Source organism: Pseudoxanthomonas sp. YR558 (assembly GCF_900116385.1).
Taxonomy (GTDB): domain Bacteria; phylum Pseudomonadota; class Gammaproteobacteria; order Xanthomonadales; family Xanthomonadaceae; genus Pseudoxanthomonas_A.
In genome coordinates this window covers 2,389,173-2,409,993 of record NZ_FPCI01000001.1, presented here as the reverse complement: position 1 = coordinate 2,409,993, position 20,821 = coordinate 2,389,173, and the positions used below count along the sequence as shown (strand labels likewise).

Here is a 20,821-nt window from a genome sequence, read left to right as displayed (position 1 = left end):
ACCCCTCACATTCCACGAGCATGCTCGCACCAACAGCTCTAGACAGGACACGCACCTGATCGGGACGTAACGGCATTTACAGAGGCGAGCGATGGGAAGAACAGTGCTGCCACGTCATGCCCTTTGCTTTACAGGCCAGTAGCAGAAATCGAGCACTGCACAGTCACGTTCACCTGCCCACCGACCGGCAGGCTCGGAATGGTCACGCCACTGCCGAGCAATGTGGTGACCGGCACCGTCGGCGAAGGACAGCTCGCGCCACCGCTGGCACTACAGGTGGCCGTGGTGCTGGGTGTCGTACATGTCTGTCCTGTACTCGCGCTGTCCGTCAGCAGCACATTGCTCGCCGCCGACGGCCCGTTGTTGCTCACCACCAGCGTGTACGTCACCACATCGCCCGACACCACGGGGTTCGGCGTGGCGGTCTTCACCACCTGAATGTCGGCCTGCTGCAGGGTATTGGTGAACGTGCAGACGATGTTGGCACCCGTCGCGGTCGCGGCCGCATTCAACACCACCGCTCGGTTCGTCAGGTCTGGCGTGGCGGTGCCGCCCGCACCCAATCCCGTGCAGGTGATATCGGTCACCCGGTAGGTGGCCGGCGTGGTGCTTTCGGTAATCGTGGTGGCGGTACCGGCTGCCGTCAGGGCCTGGGCTGCGCCGCTGACCGGCGTTCCGGCGACCGTGGTGATCAGGGTCTGCGTAACCACGCCATTGGTGCCGGTGAAGCCAAAGCTGTCCACACCGTCCACGCTGATCTTGCGGATCGTCAGCAATGGCGCGGATTGATCCACGTCGGTGGCCGTGTTGTTGACGGCGTTGGTATCGTTGATCGTCGCTGGCGGCGTGATGGTTACCACGTTCGACAGGTCGCCCGTGAACCCCGCCGGCACCGTCATCGTGACCAGGTAGGTCGCCACCGCACTGGGCGGAAGATCCAGGCCCGTGTCGTTGAGCGCACCCGTGCCGCTTGCCGCACCGCAACGCGCACCGCCGGAAGTACTGGCACACGTCCAGCTCACGGTGGTCGGATCGACACCCGTCGGCACCGGATCGCTCACGGTGATGTTCTGGGCACCGAAGGAGGTGCTTGTATTGCTAACCACCACCGTATAGGTCCGGGCCGCGGCGGGTGCGTAGGTATCACCAGCCAGATCGTTCACCCCCGATGCGGGAGTATTCGTCTTGGTGACTGAAAGATCGGCATTGAACAGCACCGGCGCGCTGGGACAGTTGGCGCCGTCGGCATTGTTCGACGCGGGTGCGCTGCTCATCAGGGTCGCCGCGCCGGTCAACGGATCGATCGCGTAGATCGAGTTGCCACTCGTCGCCAGAATCCCATTGGTGAAGCCCCACATGGCGATGGCACTATTGAGGGGTGACGTGGGACCCAGCACGGCAACCGCGCCCGTGACCGGATTCGCACTCACCAACTGACCCCCGCTTATCCCATACAACAATCCGTTGTACCAGGCGAAGTCCGATACCTGAATCGACTGACTCAATGTAATCGGCGTGGCAGTGCGGCTGGCGATATCGATGCGATACAGCGTGTTGCCACCGAAGCCGGACATCAGGTAGTAGTCGCCGGTGGGCGAGATCACCCCGTTGTTGTAGTTCGAGATGGGCAAGCTGGCGATCGCACCCATGTCGTAGGTGCTTCCGTCTGAACCCACACGAATCAGCTCGTTGCCTGTCCCGGCTACCCAATCGATGCCGTAGATGTAGTTGTCCACCGGGTTATAACCGATGCCATTACGGGCGGCGCCGGTTCCCGGACTGCTGTAGGTGAACGGGACACTGGCGTAGCCCACGTTGTAGAACGTGGACACCGTCATCGCGGAGTTGACCTGGTCCAGGAACATTCGACCGTCACAACTGCCAAAGTTGGGCTGGACGATGCTCAGGATGTAGTCTTCCGCCTCACCGCTATCCAATGACCCCGTAGGCGCTGCAGCGGCTGCGGTGAACGTACTGTCGTAGCTCACCCGAATGCGGACATAGCTCGTACCCGCGGCGATCGCCACCGGAGCCGTGAACGACAAGGTGGCCGATGTCGCACCCGCCGATACCGTCGTGCAGTTCGTCGCGCGCTCGCCCGCGTCGGCAAAATCGCCATCCCGGTTGTAGTCGATCCATCCGCACACCACAGCCGACTTGCTCACGCCGGAGAGCGTCACCGGAATCTGGGTAACCGACCCCGCCACCATGGGGAGCGTTGCAGGCACTGTCGCGCCATCATCGCCACCGTCGGTCGCGGCCCCCGGCGATGCAAGCGGACTGCTCGCAATGCTTCCCGTATTGATCGCATCGGAATTGTCTGCCGTGACGCCGGTTCCCAACCTGAGGTCGGTCAGGATGTGCGTCGCTGCGTTCCCCTGATTGTAGGTATCCGGCGCGTCGCCATAGTCTTCCGGAAGAGTGACGATCCAATGGATGCCGTCGCTGTAGAGATTGGCCGTGGCCGCATCCTGCGCGGCCGTTCCCGACTGGCGCTGCACGTTGAACGTTGCTTCGAAGGACAACGATGCGACGGGAGTTCCGCTTACAAGCACGCTGCCGCAACCCGCGCGCGTACCTGTGCCGGAACCACAGTTGACACCGAGCAAGCTCGTCGCCGTGAAAGGAGCGTGGGTGATCGTGTTGCCACCGTTCACCGCCAGCTGCCCGTTTCCGTTCAACAGCGAGAGCGTGGCGCCCGGCGTCGTCAGCCTGAAGCTTGCCCAGGTGTTGAAGCTCGTACCTGCGATGTTGTTGTTGAAGAACCCGCCCAATCTCGAAACATGGATGACCGGATCCACCACCGGGTGCTCGAACGCGAAGGTCAGGGTGCTCGGAACTCCACCATTGATGCTGTTGCAGCTAAGGGTGCTACCGACAGCGGTACCCGCCGCATGGCGGCACGCCGGCGAGAGCGTGCCGCCCGTGCCACTACCGGCCCCCCATGTACTCGTGCCGACGACATTGGTCAGGAATCCGTGATAGCTAGTGGTCGGTGAGAGGTTGGGCGTGTACCACGTAGCGCTGATCGTGCTCTCCACACCGTTGAGCGTATTGCTCACCCCGGACGTCGTCGTCGAACCCATGCCGATGTAGTTGTTCGCCGCAGCCGACACCGTGACGTTGAGGGCACTACCTCCATCGGCTGTCGCTTGTGCCGTGCCGCCGCCCGTCGTGGTGTTGGCCGTTGTGCCCGTCCATGCCGACGTATCTGCCACACGAACAGCCCCTGCCTGATCCGCGAGGATCATCAACGCGACAGCGAGAGCAAACCTGTTGGAGGTCAAGCGAAGCATCGAGCGGCACCCAGACGGACGTTGTCGTGGGAGATATCGCGCTCACAGGCGAATGAGGGACACCCAGCGCGCTATTCCCTCGGCAAGCACACCACGAAGACAACGCGCCGATGTCGATCGTTGAAACGACCGGCTTAGGGTTTCAACGTTCGCGCATCAGCAATCCAGAACGCTCATACACGGCGTCAAATGCTCTCGCTTGAGCGGCACCGAGGATGGTTGGCGGAGAATCTCGTCCAGGAGCGCGGGCGCACCCAAATCTGGATGCGCCGCGTCCTGAATCAGGCGCAAGGGCAACTAAGCCCGTTCTGACATTCCCAAGAGCCGACTTCAGTAGGTCCCGACGAGATTCAAGAACCAGCCCTCGTGGTCGTAATCGAAGTCCGTCAGGTCATCGCTGAATTCGGTGAAGTTGTAGCCCACACCGATGCGGAAGTTCTTGTTGAGATCGCGATCCAGGCCGAGCAGCACGCCCTGCTTGGTACCGCCGTCCTCAACGTCCAGCCAGCGGTACTCGGCCAGCGCATGCCATTGCGTGCGCAAGTCGTAGCGGATCTGGGCGGCGGCGAACGTGGTGGCGGAATCCAGCCACACACTCGCACCCCGACCCATCCGGACTTCGCCTTCACGCCGCGCCAGCTTGCCGGCGAACTCCCAATGCTGATCGAGCTTGTACACGCCTTCGAACGACAGGATCTGCGACTTCTGGTCGTAATCCGCGCCACCCAGCTGGCCCAGCGTCGCCAGGTCGTACAGATAGGTATAACGACCGAACAGGCCCCATCGCTGGTTGTTCCAGGGACGGTAGGCGAAGCCGAAGTTGCCTTCGATGAACTTGGCACTGGCCAGCGGGTTGAGCTCGTCGTCGGTATCGGCGTAGTTCAGTCGCGCGGCGATCCGCCAGCTCTCGTTGATCTTGTGCGTCAGGCGATTCGTGCTGACCCACTGCTCGCGCTGCTCCGCACCGCGATCCTCGCGCCATTCCAATTTGCTCTGCCAGTCGGTGTCCGGCGAAGTGCGACCCCCGGAGATACTGATGGCGCGGCGATCGACATTGCCGCCGGCGGTATTGGTCAGCTCGCCATCCGACAGCGTGAAACCCATGTTCCATCCCTGCGCGGGATAGAAATCCATGCCGAAGGTATGCGCCAAGCCCGACTGGTTGGGTTCCTTCAGGAACTGACTCTCGTTGTACAGGTTGACCTGGTTCGACAAGCGCCAGCGCTGACCCAGCGTCCAACCGTTTTGGGCATTGCGCGTGAACAACGAGTCGTACGTCGTCGTATCCGTCGAGTACGTGTAGGCGCCATAGACCGAGTGCTCCGCGGTCAGGCGGTGCTCGGCGTTGACGGTCGCCGCTTCGCCGCGATCACCGGTCGTCAGCTCGGCACCGACGGACGAGCTGTCGCCATAGAGGTATTTTCCGCCCAGCGTGAACGCATCGTTGTCGGCATATTGCCCGCCATCGTCATCCAGCGTGAGTTGGGCGAGGCCGTATAGCTCCAGCGTACTGCCAAATCGATGCAGGTACTTCAACGCACCGAGCGTGCCGACGGCATCGCTGGACGCGCCTTCTGTATCCACGCGACGGACCTCGGCACTGAAGGTGCTGGTATCGTCGATGCGCCACTCGAGCGTCGCCTGCGCCTGGGTCAACGACTCCGCGCCGCTCTCCGCACGGGTATAGCGTGCATAAACACCCAGGTTGGGCGTGAACTGGCCGAGCAACTCCGCGCCGTACTCCGTTACCGGACGACCCGTGTCGTAGCGGGAGATCGAGTACCCGGCGCTGGTGTTACGCCACCATGCGCCTGCACTCCAGTCCTGCGTGGTCCAGCCAAGCTCCTTGAAGTTGGCGCGCGCTTCCAGCGACTTCGCTTCGCCTTCCCGATAAAGCGTGGTGTCGTTCTGTTGGACGAAGCTCAGACCACCGTTGTCGGAGAAGAACACCGGGGAGCCAAAGGATTCCGTCTGTGCGTACTCGGCTTTGACGTAGGTCCCCTTGCCGGCTTGCAGCGTCAGATCGCCAGCGGCGAGCGTATAGTCCTCGCCCGCACGGTTCTCCTGCACATACGTCGCGCCCACACCAACATGGTTGCCGAACCAGTGCTTGCCGCGGAAGCCGGCACTGACATCGTCCGCATCGAAACCCGACGGCACCCATTCGTAGTCCACCAGCAGACGCTGCTCGAAACCATCGAGCGGCGCATCGCGCGTCAGCGTGGGGATGTTCTCGCGGGTGATTTGCGCCAGCGGGCGCGTCAGCAGGATGCGGCCCTGAAGTTCGTCGATCTCGTAGTCCGCGCCACGCTGCAGGACGATCCGATTCTCGGTACGTCCCGTGGTCAGGTCGCGGATCTCAAGGGTAACGACATCCGAGCCCGGCAGCAGATCGGTATGCCGCAGGTAGTACAGGCTGCCGCCCGTACCGATGAACTCGTTGTGGCCGGGCGCGGTCTCCGCCTGCGAGCCGAACACACGCAGTTCCGTTCCCGGATCGCCCCAGCGGTTGGTGGCGAGCGAACGCCAGTTCAGTGCCGCGCCATACAGGGAGCGCTGGTACTGGGCGTACTCGGTGCCGGTGATGCCGGTGGAATAGTTGCCCCAAAGCGCCTGGTTCTTATCCCAGTCCACGCGCAGATAGAATCGGCCCATGGTGTCCACGTCGCGATATGTCGTGGAGTCGTCGCCGTACACCGGATAGTAGAGATCCGGGTCCAGTCGGCGGAATATGTCCTGTGGATCGGCCTGGGTGAACCCATTGAACAACCGGTCCAAGTCGCGCTGTGTGGTATCCGCTTGCGCGGTGACCAGGTATTTTCCACGCAGCTTCGCCTTGCCGTAGAACGCCAGCCGACCATCGCTGATGACGTCGTCCTGGTAGTTCACCTCGTTGGCGAACGGCGCTGCCGAGCCGCTGGCCTTGTTCTGCGCGATCGTCACGTCTGCTAGACCGACGCCGAAGAAGTAGCGACCGGTGACGTCGACATCGAGCGTATGCGCGGCATTGGCCGCACCTTCGCCGCCCCGCCCGCCCAAGCCGATATCGAACCTGTGGTGCCCCACCGGGACCAGATATTCGGCGACGAACTTGCGCTCCTGGTCGACCGGGTAGTCTTCGCCGTTGATCTTCAGCGCGACATCGGGCGGCAGATTACGGCCCTGGATGCGGATACGCGACCCGTACATCGGGATGTTCTGCTGGCGCAGCCCGTTCTCGGAGAACGCCGTGTCAATCAGGCTTTGGCTTTCCGCCTGCGCCGTCGTCAGTGAGCTGCCCAGCGTGCGCTCGACACTGCTGCGCAGTAGGTCCGCGCCGCGCTCGGCTTCCTCCGGCGACACCAGCTGCAATGTACGGGGATGGGTTTCATCGAAGCGACCCTCCTCATCGTACGCCCGCAGCACATACACCAGCTCATCGCCTTTCCGGAACGGATAGCGCGCCGGCAGTGCGCCGTCCCATTCGGCGTGGGTCACGCCAGCAACATTCAGAGGGAGGGTCGCGATGGGCTCAATGAGATCCGCATCGCTGCTGCGATACAGCGTGACCTCCAGCCGACGGATGAAGGCCGGATAGTTGCCCCGCACATAGAACGAGACAGGCTTGGTGATCCGCTGACCATCGAACGGCATCATCGAAGGCGCCGAGACAGACAATGCCGGCTGGCCCAGCGTCGGGTCTTCGGTGGCCCATATAACGCCGCCGCCCGGCAGGTCGATGGAGAACTTGCCCATCGCCGTCGCCTTGCCGGGTTGCTCCATCGCCACTGTCACCCGACGGTCGGGTTGCAGCGCTTCCGAGGAAGAGGCCTGGGTCGTCCCCTGCGACACAGGCTTGTCGTAGCTTCGCGTGCGCAGGCGGAACAACAGGCCTTCCTCGCCGGTGCAGCGCTCGCCATCGCAGTCCACCGGCGCAGCAGTGCCCTCGGCGCGATCCTGCTGCGCCTGGGCGGGCGCCGCCGAGGTCTGTGCAGCGGCCATCGGCGCCGCGCCTGCCAGCAGGCTGATCAGCGTGTAATCCAGCAGCTTCATCTTCATACGCTTCTTCATGATCCGCCCCCTCACTTCCGTACGCCGACAGGGGCTGTCGGATCGTTGCTGGTTTCCACGCGAACCTTGGCACGCACCTCCGGACTCAAACGTTTGGCGAGCGCTTCGTAGACCGCCTTGGCACGACGCATGCCCAGGGCGACGTTGTAGGCATGGGACGCGCGTACGTCGGTGTGGCCGACGATGGCGATGCTGCCCCCACCCATCTTCTCCAGTGCCGCGGCCACCTTGTCGAGCAAGGGCTCGAACGCCGGCTTGATCGCGGACTTGTCGGTATCGAACAGCACGGTGCCCAGCAGCGCGCCGCCTTCGTCCACGCCCACGATCATGGAACTCGGGTCGTCGACCGTGCCACGCACGCTGACCACCAGACCCTGGGCCGAAGCGGCATCCAGCGTGCCCAGCAGGGCCGCCTTGACCGCAGTCGCGCGGTCGAACGCCAGACCCTCGCTGTCGCCGTTGGCGTGGATGACGACTTCACCGCCCTGGTACTCGCGCACCTTGGCCGCCATCGCCTCGATCACCGGCAGGTACTTCTCGCGTACCTCCGCGCTGCCGGGGGCAAAGAACACTTCGCCCATCTCGAGTTCGACCTGCTTGGAGCCACCCTCGATCACCTGTTCGGGTAGCTTGACGCCCCAGTCGAAACGGACCGGCACGCCCGGCGTGATCCGGCGCAGCAGCGGGTTGTCGGTAGTGAACTCGGCCCCTGCGGGCAACGTGGACGGATCGACCTTCAGGATGAAGTTGCGACCGCGCTCCCACGCGCCGCCCGGCACGCCTGCCAGGTGGTAGCGACCGAACTGGTCGGTTTCGATCAGCAGGCCCTCCACCGACGCGATGCGTACGCCCGGGATGCCGCGTTCGTCGATGCCGGCGTTGCGGATGATGTAGTCGACCACGTAGCCCTTGTCGCCCTGGGCCACGCGCCGCTCCACCGTCGGCGCCGCCGCCGTCAGGCCCTTGGCGGCATCGCCGCTGGTCTGCACGGTGGTGTTGCCCGCCGCATCCATGCGGACGGTGACACCCTCGGCGCTGGTCAGGACGAAGTCGTCCGTGAAGGCCGGTTCGCTCAGATGCTGGCGAATGATCACCTCGTGGTCCTCGGCCGGATCGGCCACGGACTGGCGACCGCTGATGGCACCCACGGAAATCCCGTGCAGCAGCGGCGAACTGGCGTCCGCCTCAGGCTGCGGTCCTGCGCCGCGGTCCACGGTCGTGGAGTTCGCGATGTAGGCCGTCGGTGCGAAACCGCCCTGGACCTTCACACCGCTCAGTGCGGCGCTGTCCTGCCAGCCGTCGCCGTCGCGGTCGTTGAAGACCGTGCCGAAGAGCAGGCTGTCATCCAGCAGCGGATCCGCCGTCAGCTGCACCTCAGCCGTGGCGATGTTCGACACCGGATCGTCCGTCGCCGAACGCACTTGCGCCTGGTTGACGTGGGTGCCCGGGCGCACGCCCGCACCCACCCGCATCACGTACACCAGCGTGGCCGTCTGGCCCGCAGCGACATCCACGCCGCTGAAGCGGAGCGGACTGCCGCCAGATACCGTCGCCATTCCATCGGCATCGTTGGCGACCAGCGAGCCTTCCACATAACTGAAGCCTGCCGCCGGCGTATCCACGACGCTGCCGCCGATCAGATCCATCGCGCCGACATTCTCGATCGTCAGCGTGTAGCGGACCAGGTCACCGATCCGGACCTCGCGCGAGCCGGCCGACTTGCTCAGACGGATCTCAGGCGTATCCAGTTGGTGCTCGGTGCTGCATGCCGCGCATACCGGCGTCTCGCCACCGCCACCGGTGGCGACCACTTGGTTGCCCACCACCGTGCCTGCATTGGCGTTCACGACCGCGTCGTAGCTCAATGCGTGCACGCCGGTAGCCGTGCCTGCTGGCAGACGGCAGGTCAGCAACGTACCGTCGAACGAACAGCCTGCAGGCAGTGCGCCCAGAGTCAGACCACGATCCGGCGTGTCCACGAGGACCAACTCGGCGCTCAACGCGGACGCCCCGACATCGACCGACAGCGTGTACCGCACCGTCTGTCCGACCTGCACTTGGGTTCCAGTCGCAGGGTTGGAGGACTTGGTCACCGTCACGCTGGGCTCCGCGAGGGGTGACGACGTACCGCAGCTGCCCGCGCAGGTCGGCGCATCGTCGCCCGTGCCAACAACCGCGTTGGTCACGTTGCCGCGCGCCGTCGGGTTCACGACCGCCGTGTAGCTCAGCGAATACGTGCCCGGCGTGGTGCCCGCCGGCAGTGTGAAGCGCAGGACGGGCGCGCCGCTGGTGTTGGCCGCATACGCACCGGCGTCGTTCACCGCACCGAAGGTCAGGCCTGCGCCCAGGGTATCGGTCAGGACCACGTCGGCTGTCGTTACGGCATTGATGACATTGGTCGTCAGCGTGTAGGTGATGCTGTCGCCCACAACCACTTCCGACCGGCCAGCCGGCAGAACGGCGCTCTTGGCGTAGGTCACCAGAGGCGGCAGCGGTTCGGTCACCGGCGTTTCCGTAGTGCAAGTACCCGCACAGGTCGGCGCATCGTCGCCCGTGCCCACGACCGCGTTCCTCACGGTGCCGGTGGCCTGATCATTGACGATGGCCGTATAGCTGACCGAGTACGCGCCCGGCGTGGTCCCTGCGGGCAACGTACATACCAGCGGGTTCGCAGTGCCGCAGGAGAAACTGCCGCCCGATACGGTCGCCAGCGTCAGGCCGGCTCCCAGGGTATCGGTCAGGGTCACGATGGATGTGGTTGTCGCAGCCATGACCTGCACGTTCAACGTGTAGGTGAGGGTGTCGCCCGTCGAAACTTCGGTCTGGCCAATGGGGAGCGCGACCGACTTGGTGTAGGTCACAACCGGATTCACGACAGGGGTGTCGATCGTCGTCGTGCACGCCGGATCGGTGCTGCCCACCGGGCAGACCGGACTGGTCACCACCGCCGTGTTGCGGATGTTGCCCGCATCGGCGTCGGCCTGGGTCACCGTGTACGTACCCACCAGCTGGCAGGTCGCACCCGGCGCCACATTCGGGCAGGTCGTGCTGTTCGGGGTGATCAGCGCATCGCTCACCACCACGCCGGTCAGCGTCGTGTTGCCAGTATTGGTCATCGTGACCGTGTAGGTCAGCACGTCGCCCGCCGCGACCGCACCACCGGTGCTGTCACCGGTCAGCGCCTTCACCAGCGTCTGCGACGGCGTCTGCGGCACCGGGGTGTCGATCGTCGTCGTGCACGCCGGATCGGTGCTGCCCACCGCGCAGACCAGACTGGTCACCACCGCCGTGTTGCGGATGTTGCCCGCATCGGCGTCGGCCTGGGTCACCGTGTACGTACCCACCAGCTGGCAGGTCGCACCCGGCGCCACATTCGGGCAGGTGGTGCTGTTCGGGGTGATCAGCGCATCGCTCACCACCACGCCGGTCAGCGTCGTGTTGCCAGTATTGGTCATCGTGACCGTGTAGGTCAGCACGTCGCCCACCGCGACCGCACCACCGGTGCTGTCACCGGTCAGCGCCTTCACCAGGCTCTGAGAGGAGGTCTGCGTCGCCGTCACCGTCACCGTGTCCGTCGGCGAGGTCGTGGTGCCATCGCTGGCGCGGGCGATGTTCGTCACCGTGCCCGCATCCAGGTCCGCCTGCGTCACCGTGTACGTCGCCGAACACGTGATCGACTGCGTCGGCAACAGGCCACCGGCCGGCAGCGCCGGGCACGTCACCGTCGCGATCCGGTCGTCGGTCACCGTGATGGCCGCCGTGATCGTCGTGTTGCCGCTATTGGTCACCAGGTAGCTGTACGACAGCACCTGGCCCACCGACGCATACGTCGGCGTGCTCGTGGTCTTGTCCAGCGTCAGCGCACGCGTCTGCGTCGCCGTCACCGTCACCGTGTCCGTCGGCGAGGTCGTGGTGCCATCGCTGGCGCGGGCGATGTTCGTCACCGTGCCCGCATCCAGGTCCGCCTGCGTCACCGTGTACGTCGCCGAACACGTGATCGACTGCGTCGGCAACAGGCCACCGGCCGGCAGCGCCGGGCACGTCACCGTCGCGATCCGGTCGTCGGTCACCGTGATGGCCGCCGTGATCGTCGTGTTGCCGCTATTGGTCACCAGGTAGCTGTACGACAGCACCTGGCCCACCGACGCATACGTCGGCGTGCTCGTGGTCTTGTCCAGCGTCAGCGCGGGGGCAGACTGGAACGTATTGACGATGGTGCACGTGGCTGACTGTCCGTTGACCAACGTCACCTGGCTTCCCGACAACGTGCCGGCCGTGCAGCTCCAGCTGCCGGCGACGTAATCGACAGGGCCTGTAGATTCGGACAATACATACGTGCCGGCGGCAACCTGGCCGGTTGCACCACCCGCACCGCTGAGGGATGTCGGTCCACTCGCGGTCAAAGTCCAGTTGGTCGGAGATGCAGTACCTCCGCCGGTATTCACGACCGTCTTGACCAGCGTCAGCGTCGCGGCCTGGTCGTTGTTGGTGATCGAGCAGCTCGCGCTCTGGCCATTGGCCAGCGTCAGCTGGTTGCCCGACAAGGTTCCGGCCGTGCAGCTCCAGCTGCCTGCGGCGTAACCTGCTGCCGTCACTTCCGACAGCGTGTACACGCCCGCGTTGACCGAAGCATTGGTCACTGCGGCCGCGCCACTCACACCGGTGATCGTGGTCGGGCCGGTCGCCGTCAGCGGGAAGTTGCTGACCGTGGCGGTGCCGCCGTTGTCGTTGATGACCGTCTTGACCAGCGTCAGCGTCGCGGCCTGGTCGTTGTTGGTGATCGAGCAGCTCGCGCTCTGGCCGTTGGCCAGCGTCAGCTGATTGCCGGACAAGGTCCCGGCCGTGCAGCTCCAGCTGCCTGCGGCGTAACCGGCTGCCGTCACTTCCGACAGCGTGTACACGCCCGCGTTGACCGAAGCACTGGTCACGGCCGCCGTACCGCTCACACCGGTGATCGTGGTCGGGCCGGTCGCCGTCAGCGGGAAGTTGCTGACCGTGGCGGTGCCGCCGTTGTCGTTGATGACCGTCTTGACCAGCGTCAGTGTCGCGGCCTGGTCATCATTGGTGATAGTGCAGGTCGCAGCATCGCCACCCACCAGACTGATCGAGTTCGCGAGGACGGCAGCACCGCCATTCTTGACGCAGCTCCACGTGGAGGCGGCGTATCCGGCCGCACCGCCCGACTCCGCCAGTGCATACGTCCCTGCAGGCACCGCCGCCGACGTGACCGTCGCGCTGCCGGTTGCGCCAGAGATGGTCGTGGCCGGGCCGGTGGCCGTCAGCGTCCAGGCCGTCACCAGCGCCGTGCCGCCATTGTTGTTGACGACCTGCTTGACCAACGTCAGGCGGGGCAGCGCCAGTACGCCGACCGTCGCGGTCGATGTGTTGTTGGATGCATTGCTGTCGACCACGGTCGCGCCGGGCGGCAAGGCAACTGTCGCGGTGTTCTGAACCGATGTTTGCGCGTGAGCGGGAGCAAGGACCGCGAATGCGGCCAGCAGGACACCAGGCGTGGTCGCCATGCGGCGGCGGAAAGCCGCTTTGAAGAAATGGATCAGGCCGTGCACGGTGGTCCCTTGCGACTGGATCAGAAATAGCCAGCCAGGGACTGCCTCCCCCAAGGCTGTCTTGAAGTTGCTGCCCTTCGCCCGCACCGCAGCGCGGGCGAATCAATGGGTCAGAGTCACAGTTCGCATCCGTGTGGTTAAAGCGGACATAAGTCCAGATAAATCGTGACGCCTACCCCAATTCACGTCATCTTAACGTCAATTTAATGACAGCAGCAACTACACACGTGTACATAATCGCACCATTCCATTGAACGACGTCAAGTATTTGGCGTGACGGCACCCACATAGCGCACACACGAATGCCCGCCAAGCGGACGCGTGGCGGGTCTGGGCCTAAAGAGGGTGTGTGAATGGGCCGCGACCGGCCCGGGGATCAGTCGCTCTGCAGCTCGGCGACGAAATCGTAGGCATCGCCGCGGTAGTAGGACCGGGTGGATTCGACGACTCGACCGTCTTCCAGGAAGGCGCGCCGCTCGACCAGCAGGCCCGGCGCACCGACAGGCAGCTCGAGGTGGCGGGCAGCCTCTTCATCCAGGGCCACCGCCCGCAGTCGCTGCAAGGCCCGCTTGGGCCGGTGGCCGTAGGCGTCCAACGCCTCATACAGCGAGGTGGTCACGCTGTCCGGGTCCGGCAACAGCGCGTAAGGCACCAGGGTGCGCTCGATGGCGATCGGAGATCCGTCCACGTGCCGCAAACGGTACATGCGCACCACGCCGCTGCCCGGCGACAGGTTGAGCGCCATCGATTCTTCGGGGGTCACTTCCCCCACGGTGCGCTCGAGGAACTTCACCTGCGGGTTCAGCCCGCGCTCGCGCAGGTCGTCGGTGAAGCTGGTCAGGCGGGAGAACTGCCTAAGGATCCGCTCGGCCACGAAGGTACCGGCACCCTGTCGCTGCACGAGCAGACCACTTTCGATCAGACCCGCCAGCGCCTTGCGAATGGTCACACGCGACAGATCCAGCAACTGGGCCAGGTCGCGCTCGCTGGGAAGGGCCTGGCCGGGCCGGAGCACGCCGGCGTCCATCAGGTTCTGCAGCGCGCGACGCAGGCGCAGGTAGGCCACTGCCCGGGTGGACTCACCGGTCTGCAGCCGCTGGTATTCCTCGAGCAGGTTCGTTTGCATGACAATCAAGATACCAGTGACGTACCAATACCGCAACAATCCTTTCACTTAGCGGACCTGTTGGCATCCTGTGGTACCCCGGTGGTATTGTGATCGCTCATTCCCGTTGCACCGAGACGCTCCCGTGACCGCGAAGACCCTGCCCGTCGACACCTTCGATCTCGTCATCTTCGGCGGCACCGGCGACCTGGCATTGCGCAAGCTGCTGCCGGGCCTGCTGCGACGCTATGCCGACGGCCAGATTCCGGAAGAGAGCCGCATCCTTGGCGTGGCGCGCGACAAGCAGGGCGATGCCGAATACCGGGCGAAGGTCGGCGAAGCGCTGGCCCGCATCGCCAGTGGCGATGAAGCACTGAAGGCCAAGCTGCCCGCCTTCCTCGACAAGCTCGGCTACATGGCCCTGGATGCCACCAAGGACGAGGGCTGGGATGAGTTCGCCGCCCGCCTGCAGACCACCGGTGAGCGCATCCGCGTCTTCTATCTGTCCACCAGCCCCACGCTGTTCGTGAACATCTGCGACCGCCTGCGCGCCCATGGCCTGAATACCGGCAACGCGCGCGTGGTGATCGAGAAGCCGATCGGCCACGACTCGGCCAGCGCCGCGGTCATCAACGACGCCGTGGGCAGCGCCTTCGCCGAGAACCAGATCTTCCGCATCGACCACTACCTGGGCAAAGAGACCGTCCAGAACCTGCTGGCCCTGCGCTTCGCCAACATCCTGTTCGAGCCGCTGTGGAACGCAAGCCGCATCGACCACGTGCAGATCACCGTGGCCGAAACCGTCGGCCTGGAGAAGCGCGCCGGTTACTACGACACCTCCGGCGCGCTGCGCGACATGGTCCAGAACCATCTGCTGCAGCTGTTGTGCATGGTGGCGATGGAACCCCCGGCCGCCCTGCAGGCCGACGCCGTGCGCGACGAGAAGCTGAAGGTCCTGCGCTCGCTCAAGCCGATCCGCGGCGAAGACGTCGGCCACCTGTCCGTGCGTGGTCAGTACCGCGCGGGCGCCAGCAGCGGCGCCGCGGTGCCGGGTTACCTGGACGAACTTGGCAAGCCCGATTCGCGCACCGAGACCTTCGTGGCGCTGAAGGCCGAAGTCGACAACTGGCGCTGGGCCGGCGTGCCGTTCTACCTGCGCACCGGCAAGCGCCTGGCCGAGCGCGTCTCGGAGATCGTCATCGCGTTCAAGCAGATCCCGCATTCCATCTTCGACGACAGCGCCGGCCCGGTGATGGGCAACAAGCTGGTGCTGCGCCTGCAGCCGGACGAAGGCGTGAAGCTGTGGATCATGATCAAGGACCCGGGCCCGGGCGGCCTGCGCCTGCAGCACGTGCCGCTGGACATGAGCTTCGCCGAGGCCTTCGGCGTGCACCAGCCGGAAGCCTACGAGCGCCTGCTGATGGACGTGGTCCGCGGCAACCAGACCCTCTTCATGCGCCGCGACGAAGTCGAGGCCGCGTGGGCCTGGATCGACCCGATCCTCTCCGCCTGGGAAGCCGGGCGCGAGACGCCCAAGCCCTACACCGCCGGTTCGTGGGGGCCCAGTGCCGCCGTGGCCCTGGTCGAACGCGACGGCCGCACCTGGCACGAAGACACCGTCTGACGTCGCCGGCCCCGCCCAGGCGGGGCTTTCCTGGCGCCCCCACGCCGACCTGCCTTCCCCCGGGAAGCCCCCACTCCCGAGTCGATCCATGCCCCCCACCGATCTCTCGCTGCAGATCCAATTGCACCCGTTCCCGGACGGCGACGCCGTCGCCCAGGCGCTGGCCCAGGCCGTCGCCGACGACCTGCGCGCCGCCCTCGCCCTGCGTGGCCAGGCCAGCGTCGCGCTGTCCGGCGGCACCACCCCGCGCCGCTTCCTGCAGGCCCTGTCCCGGCAGGCGCTGGACTGGGCGAACGTCACCGTCACCCTGGTCGACGAACGCTGGGTCGACGAGGACCACGAGCGCTCCAACGCCCGCCTGGTGAAGGCGTATCTGTTGCAGGACGCGGCGGCCGACGCCCGCTTCGTCCCCCTCTACCGCCCGGCCGCCATCCCGGACGATGCCCTGTCCGAGGTCGCCGCTGCGCTCCCCGCTTCGCTCGATGTCGCCGTGCTCGGCATGGGGGGCGACGGCCACACCGCCTCGTTCTTCCCCGGCGGCGACCGCCTGGCCGAGGCGATGGACCCGGAGACCGACGCGACCGTCCTGCCGATGCGCGCCCCCGGCGCCGGCGAACCCCGCATCACCCTGACCCTGCCGGTCCTGCGCGATGCGGGCCGCCTGTACCTGCACATCGAGGGTGGCGAGAAGCGGCAGGTGCTGCAGCAGGCGTTGTCCGGCCAGGGTGCCGGTGCCGGCTACCCGATGCGCGTGGTGCTGCAGGCCCTGCATGCGCCGCTGCAGGTCTATCTGGCGCAGTGAGCCGGATGGGCCGGTGTTGAGGCAAAGACGGCCTCACTGCTTATAATGTGCCCTTGCCCGCGGCGTTCCGGCGCCCGGTCTCGCCTGGAACGCGCCTCGCGCGGACCGTCGGCCCCCGTTTTCGTAGCCATGCACGGCCCTGCGGCCGTGCTGCCAAAGGTGGAAAGTGCGTAACTACGACCTGGAATTCCTCAAGCATTTCTCGATGGTGATCGGCTTCCTGGTGCTGGTCACCGGTGGCCTGATCGTCGGCGCGCATTTCCTGCATGGCGCGATTCCGCCGGAAGTGAACCCCAAGACCGCGCAGATCACCGAGGCCCGCATCGCCCCGGCCGGCGCCGTCTATGCCGGCGAAACCGGTGCCGCCGCGCAGGCCGCCGCCGCTGACGCCGCCAAGGCCGCCGCCGCCTCGCAGGTAGCCTACGGCGGCACCACCGACGGCAGCGTGATCTACCAGAACCTCTGCGGCGCCTGCCACACCAACGGCGTGGGCAAGGCCCCCACCCTGACCGCCGCCGGCATGGGCGCGCGCGTCGGCAAGGGCAAGGACACCCTGTACAAGCACGCCATCGAAGGCTTCACAGGTCCGGACGGCGGCATCATGCCCCCGAAGGGCGGCAACCCGGCCCTGACCGACGAGCAGGTGCACGCCACCGTCGACTGGATGCTGGCCAACATCAAGTAAGGCCTGGCGCCTTCCGCAGAAACGCCGCCTCCGGGCGGCGTTTTTGTTTCCGCCTTCCGGTCATGCATTCCGTTTACCCTTGCCGCCTCGCTCGCCCGGTCCGATCACGATGACGTCTCCCCGCTCGCTGCTCACGCTCGCCCTGCTCGCTTCGTTCTCGCTGCCCGCCTGCGCCGCCACGCCGAAGGAGCGCATCGTGCCGATCGGCGACGTGCAGGGCGAAGGCGCGCGCAGCCCGCTGGACGGGCAGACCGTCACCGTCGAAGGCGTCGTCACCGCGGCCTTCGCCAACCTGGGCGGCGTGTTCGTGCAGGACACCGGCGACGGCAAGGCGACGACGTCCGACGCGCTATTCGTCGCCTTCGAAGACGGCACACCCGCGCCGCTTCTCACCGCGGGCGACCGCATCCGCGTGCGCGGCATCGTCGGCGAGCGCAAGGCCGGCGGCGACGACACGCTGACGGCGCTGCATGCGCCGGTGATCCAGTCGCGCGGCACCGGCCGCATCGCACCCACTGTGCTGACCGCCCAACCCGCCGACTGGGAACGCTATGAAGGCATGCTCGTCCGCATCGACGCCCCGCTCACGCTGAGCGGTACCGACGCGCTGGGTCGCTTCGGCGAACTCACCACCAGCTTCGGCGGCCGTCTGTGGCAACCCAGCGAAGTCGCCGTGCCCGGCAGCGCCGACGCCAAGCGCCTGGCCGCCGACAACGCGCGCCGCACCCTGGTGCTGGATGACGGCAGCACCCAACGCGACCCCGCCACTGTCTGGTACGTGAAGAAAGGCCAACCGCTGCGCACCGGCACCGTGCTGACCGGCGCGCAGGGCATCGTCGATGCGCGCCACGGCGGGTGGCGCCTGCAGCTCACCGTGGCACCGACGATCGCCGCACCGGAACGCCCGGCCGCGCCGCAGGTCGCCGGCACCGTGCGCATCGCCGCGTTCAACCTGGAGAACCTGTTCAACGGCGACGGCAAGGGCGGCGGCTTCCCCACCGTACGCGGCGCCAAGACCGCGGCGCAGTACCAGGCGCAGGTGCAGAAACTGGTCGGCACCATCCGGGGGCTGGATCCCGACATCGCCGCGCTGATGGAACTGGAGAACGACGGCTACGGCGCCGACTCCAGCCTCGCCCAGCTCGTCGCCGCGTTGAACGCCGGCGGCGGCACGTGGCGCTTCATCGATGCGAAGCAGGGCCCCGGCCCGGACACGATCCGCGTGGGCATCATCTACCGCAGCGACAAGGTGACGCCCACCGGCAAGCCCGCCACGCTGCAGGCCGGCCCGTTCGGCGAACGCAGCCGCAGCCCATTGGCGCAGGCCTTCGTGCGCGACACCGGCAAACCCTTCGTCGTGGTCGCCAACCACCTGAAGTCCAAGGGCTGCTCCGAAGCCACCGGCCTGGACGCCGACCAGAAGGACGGCGCCGGCTGCTGGAACGCGCTGCGCCTGGATTCGGCGCAGCGTCTCGACGCGTGGCTGAAGACCGATCCCACCCGCACCCGCAGCGACCGCGTCGTCATGCTCGGCGACTTCAACGCCTACGCGATGGAAGCGCCGGTGCGCTGGCTGCGCGACGACGCCGGCTGGGTGGATGCGTTCAAGCAGGCCGGCATCGAACACCCCTACAGCTACGTCTACAGCGGCCTCAGCGGCCGCCTCGACCACGCCCTGCTCAGCCCGTCACTGGCGAAGCAGCTGCGTGGCGCCGCCGAGTGGCACATCAACGCCGACGAGCAGGATGCGCAAGGCTACGCCGACGGCGACCCCGCCGTGCCGTTCCGCAGCTCCGACCACGACCCGCTGCTGCTCGGCTTCGATCTCTGACACCGTTCCGTGGGTGCGGCCGGCATCGACGCGCACGCGCCGTCGGTCGACATCACGGCTCTCAGGTGCGATGACGCAGCGCTGAGGTGAGCTGACGAGGCTTCCTGCCTCGTGGGTGAGGCGTTTTTTCTCCCCCGCCAGGCATGGATGTGCCATGGCGACGCGTTGAGGTGAGTCGACGACGCCTGACCGTGAGATGCCGCACCTTCGAGGTGCGCCATCCGAGGCCTGTGCGTGCGATGACAAGCCGCTGACGTGAGCTGACGAGGCTGTTCTGTTCCATGACAAGGAAGAACGCCTGGCGGGCGAGGCGTAGAGCCTCGAATGTCGAGGGAAAAAGCCTCGTCATGGAACAGAAAAGCCTCGGTCAGGCCTCCACGCTCCCTTCAGCCGCCCACCTTGTCCACCAGCGCCTGCAGTTTCTGCACGGTGGCCCAGTTGCGCGTGGTGGCGGCCTTGCCGGCCTTGCCCACCAGCGCCTCGCCCGCCTTGCTTTCGAGGATGCCGCGCGCGCAATGCAGGTAGGCCGCTTCGCTGCCGAGCAGGAACTGTTCCGGCGGCACCACGTGCGGTGCGATGGCGGACAGCGCCGGCAGTGCATCGGCCTCCTGCACGAAGGCGACCAGCAGGCGCGACGGGTCGGCGGCCGCATCGGCCAGGGCGTTGTCGTCGATGATCGTGGCCAGCTCCTTCGCCGACTTCACGATGACGGGCACGTCGATCTTGAGCTGCGTGGCGATGGCGCCGGAGATCTCCGCCGCGATCTTCGCGGGAATCTTCTTGCTGGAGCGGAACACCACGTTGCCGCTGTTGAGCAGCGTGGCGACATCCGCGTGGCCCAGCCCTTCCAGCAGCGCCCGCAGGTCCGCCATCGCGATGCGCTTGGCCTTGCCGACGTTGATGCCGCGGAGCAGGGCGATGTAGGTGGTCATGCCGGCCTCAATCGATCGGCGCGAAGCGACGCACCGCGCGTCCGTCCACCATCACCTCTTCGCAGAACATCGCATACGGCCGCACCCACAATCCGCCTTCGCCATACAGCGCGCGATACACCACCACCGGCTCGAGCGTCTCGCTGTGCCGCGCCACGGCGACCACGTCGTAGTCGTTGCCTTTGTAGTGACGGTAAAGGCCGGGGGTCAGTTCGGGGAGCGCGGGGAGCGTGGCCATGCATGTGCCTCGTGGATGAGTAGGGTGGGCCCTGGCCCACCGTTGCGGACATTCTCCACGATCAGGCAACACACGCACCGGGACACGTTGGATCCACAAAGACTACGTGTGGTGGGCCGAGGCCCACCCTACGAGCTCCTTGGTCTTGATAGCGCGATAGGTTGGGCTGAGCTTGCGAAGCCCAACAGGTGGATGTTTCGTCGCTGCGATGTTGGGGTTCATTCCGTTCGCCCCAACCCATGAACCGCCGGATGCAGGCGATGTAGGGTGCGGCCTCAGTGCTTTCCGAGGGTAACGGTGAAACCTTCATGGAAAGGCGCAACGGGGGGCGCTGGATACCTCCTGCCCACCATGTCTTCCGAAAAGCACATCAATGCGGGGTTGTCCGGAAAGATCACGAACTCGGTGATCCTGCCTTCTGCATCGATGACCGCGACCGCACTGAACTCATCGATGCCGGCGCTCTTCGCTTTGCCAGCGCATTTCGCGTACACGCTCGGCCAGAACGTATTGTGGGTCGCGATCAATCGTTGCTCATAGGAGGCGCCTTCCCACGTCGCAGTTTGCGCAGCCTGCTTGTCCCACAGCATCTTCCACCGTTCGCTCGTTGCTTTGCCCGCAAGTGCAGGGGAAGCCAGCAAGGCGAGCAGTGTCATCAACAATCCTTTGCGCATTCGATCACCCGTTCTTC

At 65.9% G+C, this 20,821-nt stretch carries 11 protein-coding genes; 4 read left to right on the top strand and 7 right to left on the bottom strand.

Features of this window, described 5'->3' with window-relative positions:
- Nucleotides 1-128: 128 nt before the first annotated feature.
- The 4 genes from BM365_RS11180 to BM365_RS11165 all read right to left on the bottom strand — a co-directional run bounded on the left by BM365_RS11180 (nucleotide 129) and on the right by BM365_RS11165 (nucleotide 14,039).
- Nucleotides 129-3,296: a DUF6923 family protein gene (locus BM365_RS11180; protein WP_093489191.1), complete on the bottom strand. Its 3,168-nt coding sequence runs from the start codon at nucleotides 3,294-3,296 to the stop codon at nucleotides 129-131.
- Between the two features lie 330 nt (nucleotides 3,297-3,626).
- On the bottom strand, nucleotides 3,627-7,346 hold the full coding sequence (locus BM365_RS11175; protein WP_233210931.1) for a TonB-dependent receptor: 3,720 nt from the start codon (nucleotides 7,344-7,346) through the stop codon (nucleotides 3,627-3,629).
- An 11-nt stretch (nucleotides 7,347-7,357) separates the two neighbouring features.
- Complete coding sequence (locus BM365_RS11170; protein ID WP_093489189.1) at nucleotides 7,358-12,913, bottom strand: DUF7507 domain-containing protein; 5,556 nt, start codon at nucleotides 12,911-12,913, stop codon at nucleotides 7,358-7,360.
- A 376-nt stretch (nucleotides 12,914-13,289) separates the two neighbouring features.
- On the bottom strand, nucleotides 13,290-14,039 hold the full coding sequence (locus BM365_RS11165; RefSeq protein WP_056879880.1) for a GntR family transcriptional regulator: 750 nt from the start codon (nucleotides 14,037-14,039) through the stop codon (nucleotides 13,290-13,292).
- Nucleotides 14,040-14,163: 124 nt separating this feature from the next.
- Between BM365_RS11165 and zwf the strand changes: the two genes are divergently transcribed.
- The 4 genes from zwf (at nucleotide 14,164) to BM365_RS11145 (ending at nucleotide 18,960) form a co-directional block, all read left to right on the top strand.
- Complete coding sequence (gene zwf, locus BM365_RS11160; RefSeq protein WP_093489187.1) at nucleotides 14,164-15,642, top strand: glucose-6-phosphate dehydrogenase; 1,479 nt, start codon at nucleotides 14,164-14,166, stop codon at nucleotides 15,640-15,642.
- 88 nt (nucleotides 15,643-15,730) lie between these two features.
- Entirely contained in the window at nucleotides 15,731-16,444 is a 714-nt protein-coding gene (gene pgl, locus BM365_RS11155) for a 6-phosphogluconolactonase (protein ID WP_093489185.1), read from the top strand.
- Between the two features lie 166 nt (nucleotides 16,445-16,610).
- The gene (locus BM365_RS11150) at nucleotides 16,611-17,129 is read left to right on the top strand and encodes a c-type cytochrome (protein WP_093489183.1); all 519 of its coding nucleotides are present in this window, start codon (nucleotides 16,611-16,613) and stop codon (nucleotides 17,127-17,129) included.
- Between the two features lie 109 nt (nucleotides 17,130-17,238).
- Nucleotides 17,239-18,960 carry an ExeM/NucH family extracellular endonuclease gene (locus BM365_RS11145; protein WP_093489181.1) on the top strand — a complete coding sequence of 574 codons (1,722 nt, stop codon included), beginning with the start codon at nucleotides 17,239-17,241 and terminating at the stop codon, nucleotides 18,958-18,960.
- 386 nt (nucleotides 18,961-19,346) lie between these two features.
- On the opposite strand, the gene BM365_RS11140 is transcribed toward BM365_RS11145, so the two are convergent.
- The 3 genes from BM365_RS11140 to BM365_RS11130 all read right to left on the bottom strand — a co-directional run bounded on the left by BM365_RS11140 (nucleotide 19,347) and on the right by BM365_RS11130 (nucleotide 20,786).
- A complete protein-coding gene (locus BM365_RS11140) occupies nucleotides 19,347-19,892 on the bottom strand; it encodes a DUF1697 domain-containing protein (protein ID WP_093489179.1) in 546 nt (181 codons plus the stop codon).
- Nucleotides 19,893-19,899: 7 nt separating this feature from the next.
- The gene (locus tag BM365_RS11135; protein ID WP_093489177.1) at nucleotides 19,900-20,130 is read right to left on the bottom strand and encodes a DUF1653 domain-containing protein; all 231 of its coding nucleotides are present in this window, start codon (nucleotides 20,128-20,130) and stop codon (nucleotides 19,900-19,902) included.
- A gap of 275 nt (nucleotides 20,131-20,405) precedes the next feature.
- Entirely contained in the window at nucleotides 20,406-20,786 is a 381-nt protein-coding gene (locus BM365_RS11130) for a hypothetical protein (RefSeq protein WP_104367925.1), read from the bottom strand.
- Between the last annotated feature and the right edge of the window lie 35 nt (nucleotides 20,787-20,821).

Coding starts and splice junctions, on each gene's coding strand:
- BM365_RS11145 (WP_093489181.1), top strand. CDS start 17,239: ATGACGTCTCCCCGCTCGCTGCTCACGCTCGCCCTGCTCGCTTCGTTC.
- BM365_RS11130 (WP_104367925.1), bottom strand. CDS start 20,786: ATGACACTGCTCGCCTTGCTGGCTTCCCCTGCACTTGCGGGCAAAGCA.
- pgl (WP_093489185.1), top strand. CDS start 15,731: ATGCCCCCCACCGATCTCTCGCTGCAGATCCAATTGCACCCGTTCCCG.
- BM365_RS11140 (WP_093489179.1), bottom strand. CDS start 19,892: ATGACCACCTACATCGCCCTGCTCCGCGGCATCAACGTCGGCAAGGCC.
- BM365_RS11135 (WP_093489177.1), bottom strand. CDS start 20,130: ATGGCCACGCTCCCCGCGCTCCCCGAACTGACCCCCGGCCTTTACCGT.
- BM365_RS11175 (WP_233210931.1), bottom strand. CDS start 7,346: ATGAAGAAGCGTATGAAGATGAAGCTGCTGGATTACACGCTGATCAGC.
- BM365_RS11165 (WP_056879880.1), bottom strand. CDS start 14,039: ATGCAAACGAACCTGCTCGAGGAATACCAGCGGCTGCAGACCGGTGAG.
- BM365_RS11180 (WP_093489191.1), bottom strand. CDS start 3,296: ATGCTTCGCTTGACCTCCAACAGGTTTGCTCTCGCTGTCGCGTTGATG.